The 2,427-nt window shown below is 59.3% G+C and carries 3 protein-coding genes; all 3 read left to right on the top strand.

Annotated elements, in window-relative coordinates:
• A partial coding sequence (flgK, locus tag NUW23_12760; GenBank protein ID MCR4427036.1) for a flagellar hook-associated protein FlgK occupies window positions 1-1,149 on the top strand: 1,149 nt, incomplete at its 5' end.
• 17 nt (window positions 1,150-1,166) lie between these two features.
• Window positions 1,167-2,063: a flagellar hook-associated protein FlgL gene (gene flgL, locus NUW23_12755; GenBank protein ID MCR4427035.1), complete on the top strand. Its 897-nt coding sequence runs from the start codon at window positions 1,167-1,169 to the stop codon at window positions 2,061-2,063.
• A 37-nt stretch (window positions 2,064-2,100) separates the two neighbouring features.
• On the top strand, window positions 2,101-2,427 hold a 327-nt coding region (locus NUW23_12750), incomplete at its 3' end, for a chemotaxis protein CheW (protein ID MCR4427034.1).

Genomic DNA, 2,427 nt, shown 5'->3' with positions numbered 1-2,427 from the left:
GCTGTCACCGGAGTGGAGCGGCTGCGTGACCGGTTCGTGGATTCTCAGATAAGACAGACTCTCTCCTCTCTCGGGCGATGGGAATCGAGAAACTACGTCCTCGAGGAGATCCAGGAAGTCTTCAAAGAGCCGAGCGATATCGGACTCTCGGCCATGATGGACCAGTTCTGGGTCGCGTGGCAGGAGCTGTCCAAGAATTCCTCTGATCCCGGGAGGCGCACCTCAGTCCAGCAGGAAGCAATCTCGCTGTCATCCGCACTGAACCTTGCGGCCAGGCAGCTTCACGAAATGGCCCAAGAGGTGAACTCGAACGTCGAGTCTGCACTCAGTAGAGTGAACGCGGCGGCTCAGGCCATCGCCGTTTTGAACGGCGAAATAATGCGGGCGAGGCTGCTTGGGGACAACACCGGGGATCTGGAGGACCAGAGGGGCCTCCTCATTGACCAGCTTGCGTCGGATGTGGATATATCCGTGAGTGTGCTGTCGAATGGGACTGTGAACATCGCGGTCGGTGGTAGGATCCTCGTGTCGGGCAACGAGAGCAGGGAACTCTCGGCCCAGACGCCTGTTCAGAACGGTCGGATCAAAGGGTTGCTTGAGTCGGCGAACACTCTCATCCCCTACTACATCGAGCAACTCGACATTCTGGCCAACAGCATAATCTCCCAGGTCAACCAGGTGCATCGTGCCGGATTCGACCTTGCCGGGAATCCCGGGGGTGATTTCTTCGAAGGCTCTGGGGCGGCGGGCATTCGTGTGAAGCAGGAGATACTGGACGATCCAAGTCTCATTGCGGCGGCGGATTCGCCGACAGGAGCGGGCAACGGAGCGAACGCACTGGCCATAGCGCAATTAAAGGACATGCTCACGATGAACGGAGGAACAGCGACATTCCGGGATTTCTACGGAAGCATGGTGACGCGGCTCGGCCTAGACACCCTTGAGTCCGCCAGGTCGAGCGATGTCTACTCCGGCGTCCTCGATCAACAGACCGCGAGGCGCGAGGCTATCTCCGGTGTCTCCATCGATGAGGAACTCCTGTCCCTCATCCGTTACCAATCAGCTTTTGACGCGGCATCCAGGTTGGTGAACGCGGTGGACGAGATGCTGGAGACTCTGATCCACAGAACAGGCCTGGTAGGCCGGTAGATGCGGAGGCGCGGGAAATGCGCGTGACCAACAATGTGATGATCGAGAGATCGATCAGGTACATAAACACCACTTTCCAGCGGCTCCAGGCCTGCCAGGAGCGGGTCGCTACTGGCAAGTCTATCACGAGACTGTCGGACGACCCCCACGGCGCAGCGAAAGCCGTCCGGATCAGATCCACCCTCCGGGGGATCGAGCAGTACCGGCGGAACGTGGACGACCTCACAACTGAGCTGACAGCGAACGACGACACTTTGGCGAAGGTCGGCGATGTGCTGAACCGCGTGAGGGAGTTGATCCTTCGCGGGGCGACGGACACCGCGACTCCCATAGAGCGTGAAGCCATCGCGGTGGAGGTCACGGAGCTCTTCTGGGAGGTGGTGCAGGCCGGAAACAGTGTGCATAACGGGCGTTACCAGTTCGCCGGGCACAAAGTCAGTTCTCCCCCGTTTGAGGTAGTGGGGAACCCGCCCGAGACTGTGGTGTACCGTGGTGACTCCGGCCGGAACGTCATCGAGATCGGCCCCGGGGTCACGGTCGCATCCAACCTCACGGGAGAAGAGGTCTTCATCGGGGATGTCAGCGTGTATGATACCTTGATCGAGGTAGCCAACCACCTCAGGTCAGATGATGTCGAGACTCTAGCCACGGCTGACTTGGCCAATATCGACTCCGTCCTCGACCGGGTCCTGAAGCTCCGGTCGGAACTTGGCGGGCGCACAAACCGTGCTGAGCTCATCGCCAACAGACTTCAGGATGATACGATCTCGCTCACAAGTCTTCTCAGCAAGACGGAGGACGTGGACCTCGCCGAGGCGGTCCTCCGCCTGGCCGAGCAAGAAAACGCTTATCATGCCGCCCTGACCGCCGCAGCCAGATCTGCTCAGACTGGACTCATAAACTATCTGAAGTAAGGTAGAGCAAGGGGTGCGCCAGAGAGGAGGACGCCAAATGGGCAGGGAAGAGCTGCAACTTGTGATCTTTGAGCTTAACGGGGAGTCCTACGGGGTGGACATATCGAGGGTACAGGACATCAACAGAATGCAGGACATTACGAAGATACCCCACGCGCCTGACCACGTGGAGGGGGTCATCAACCTGAGGGGGAGAGTCATCCCAGTCATAGACCTCAGGAGGCGGTTCGGACTCCCCTGTGGGGAGCACACCAAATCCACGAGGATTGTCGTCATCCAGATGGGCGAGAGCCTGATCGGGATGGTTGTGGACGGTGTGTCAGAAGTGTTGCGGGTGCCCCAAGACACCATCGAGCCCCCGTCC

The sequence above is a fragment of the Bacillota bacterium genome (genome assembly GCA_024655925.1).
Lineage (GTDB): Bacteria > Bacillota > DTU025 > DTU025 > JANLFS01 > JANLFS01.
This window is presented reverse-complemented; position numbering and strand designations above follow the sequence as displayed.

Excerpts from the sequence above, each read along its gene's own strand:
- flgL (MCR4427035.1), top strand. The coding sequence starts at position 1,167 with ATGCGCGTGACCAACAATGTGATGATCGAGAGATCGATCAGGTACATA.